Genomic DNA, 2,655 nt, shown 5'->3' with positions numbered 1-2,655 from the left:
TCCACACTCCAGTTTGTTTTGACTATAGTTTCCATTGTTTTAAAATTTATAAGTGTTACGCTTAGTCGTCAGACCACTCTAAGTGGTCAGACGACTGTTTTTTGATTGATCACGGTCCTTTTTGATTTCGTTAGGACAGATTTAGCTCATGTATAGCTTTCTGAAATCTCCCGTGCGATACAAGGGCGACCAGTCCGGAGAAACATCGGGCAATGCCTTCGGTGCAAATTTTTCGAACATATCGTATGCATGAACAACTTTTCCGCCTACGGCCGTAAGTTTAGCGTGTGTCCGCGGAATAAGTACATCAGGCACGGTCATAAAGTCATGATTCAGGATGGAAAAATCCGCTAATTGACCTTCTTTTATCGCACCCTTTTTACCAAGATCACCTGTAAACCAGGAAGAACCAGTGGTCCAAAGTTGCAGGGCTTCATCTCTCGTGAGAATGTTGTCATCGCCATACATCTGCCTTCCACCTCTTGACTTTCCTGTCGCCAACCAATAGATGGAATACCAAGGATTATATGAACTAACCCGAGTGGCATCCGTTCCTCCTCCAACTGGGATACCCATTTTTAACATTTTCCTAATCGGAGGTGTTTGAGCAAGCTTTGCCGCTCCGTAACGCCTTACAAAATCTTCAGCCTGATAAGCGATCCTATTCTGAATCGCAATACCCATCTCCAATTTAGCAATGCGTTCAAGTGTTCTATCAGAAAAGGTTTCCCCATGATCAATGATAGTACCCTGTGGTAACTTGCCATCTCCAGCTTTCGCTACCTCTTCATACATATCAAGCAGTATATCAGCCGATTCGTTGTAGGTGATATGTTGTCGCCAAGGCCAGTTATTTTCAGCCAGAAGTTTATAAATAGGCATAGCCTTATCTCGAACATCGGCATCTAGATTAGGGCGTTCCTGAGCAAATATTTCATAATCATAAGCTGCCCAGCATATATTCTCTCCTCCTCCTATGAACCGAAGCATGTCATCCCCATCGCCGGGCTTCACCATTCCAATCCATCGCTTGTAATCATCATACTCACGCCCACCTACCTGTGGAAACGTATGAATCCCAACTCTCACGGTCGATAAGCCCTGCTTATGAACGTCGTACATGACATCGTATGCATCAGGGTATTGCATTCCTCCCCCACCAGCATCGGAAATTGAAGTGAGACCAAGCGCATTCATCTCGTTCATGAAATGTCTCGTTCCAAGTATTTGTTGCTCTTTTGATTTTTTAGGCAACTTGGTGAGCGTTTTGTACATGATCAATCCGGAGGGAGCCGCAGTAATAATACCTGTTGCCCTTCCTCTCCTATCTTTTTCAATTCTCCCTTTATGATAGAGGTCTATCGGCTCATTATTATAATTCAGTACTTCAACCGCTTTTCGGTTAAGCATCCCGTAGGCATAGAGATAAAAAATATAAACTGGATGATCGGGAGCTATTTTATTTATCTCCTCAAGTGTAGGCATTCGTTTTTCCCGGAATTGCTCCCAAGAGAAACCGCCCACTACCCTTATCCACTGGCCTTTAGGTGTATGCTTTACCTCCTCGGCAAGCATAGCCAGTGCTTCTTCTACAGAATCTACCCAATCCCAGCGCAGTTCCATGGCATAATGCAGACCTTCACGGATGCCATGGGTATGCGAGTCATGGAGTCCAGGGATCACTCTGTGACCTTTAGCATCTATTACCTTGGTATCTGATCCGACCAAGTCGGCCACAGCATTGTTAGAACCCACTCGATAGTAAATCCCATCTTTAATAGCAAAGGATTCAGCAGAGGGAAGGTTTGGGTCTACGGTGGACACTTTTGCGTTACGTACCACCATATCAGCCTTACCGGATTGTTGTGCTAGTAAACTACTCAACGGCGAAGCTAAGACCATCCCCGTGGCGCCTAGTGCTAACGAACCCTTCAGGAATTCTCGTCTTTTTGGATCAAAATCTTTCATCATTTAGTGATTTAATTGGTTCATGGTTTAGAGAGTCTTAAGCTCTAATTCCATAACTTATGGACACATAAGGCTTAAGTGGTGTTGAAATAGTAACGGAACCCGTTTATTAAGAAATTAGGCCCGATAGTCGAGCCTTTTCAATTACTTATCTGATTCTGCTTCCTTAGCCCATTTTTGCATAGTCTTGATATAATCAATACCCAAACCGTATGCACCACCATGTTTTATGGCTAGATTGTTAACCTCAACATATTGATCAGATCGTGCCCAGTCACGGTAAATCTCTAACAGATATTGCATCGAAGTCATGGGGATAACGCCAGCTTGAATCATACGGGTCATGGCCATATCATGAGCCTCTTGGGAAACCCCTCCTGAAGCGTCAGAAATTACATACACCTCGTAATCATCCTCTAAGGCGGATAAGGCTGCTAAGGTTATACATACCTCTGTCCAGAGCCCGGCCATGACAAGCTTTTTCTTACCCGTAGCCTTCACGGCTTTTAAAAAATTCTCGTCTTCCCAAGAGTTCATAGTAGTTCTGTCAATGTATTTTGTATCATCTGGGTAATATTCTTTGATTTCAGGAAATACGGGGCCAGAGAAAGACTTTTCAGCGACAGTTGTAACGATGGTAGGTACATTAAATAACTTAGAAGCCCCTGCAATTATTCCGGTATTGTT

Annotated in this window: 2 protein-coding genes; both read right to left on the bottom strand. The window is 43.7% G+C overall.

The annotated features are described in order from the left end of the window. Positions 1-141: 141 nt before the first annotated feature. Positions 142-1,971 (bottom strand): amidohydrolase, encoded by a 1,830-nt coding sequence (locus tag AAGA18_16025; GenBank protein ID MEM9446849.1) that lies wholly within the window; start codon positions 1,969-1,971, stop codon positions 142-144. Between the two features lie 141 nt (positions 1,972-2,112). Next, positions 2,113-2,655: hydrolase (locus tag AAGA18_16020; GenBank protein MEM9446848.1), on the bottom strand; the 543-nt coding region annotated here is incomplete at its 5' end.

This window comes from Verrucomicrobiota bacterium, from assembly GCA_039192515.1.
Taxonomy (GTDB): Bacteria; Verrucomicrobiota; Verrucomicrobiia; order Methylacidiphilales; family JBCCWR01; genus JBCCWR01.
This window is presented reverse-complemented; position numbering and strand designations above follow the sequence as displayed.

Bases quoted from the DNA above. Each gene is read 5' to 3' on its own strand.
- AAGA18_16025 (MEM9446849.1), bottom strand. From the start codon at position 1,971: ATGATGAAAGATTTTGATCCAAAAAGACGAGAATTCCTGAAGGGTTCG.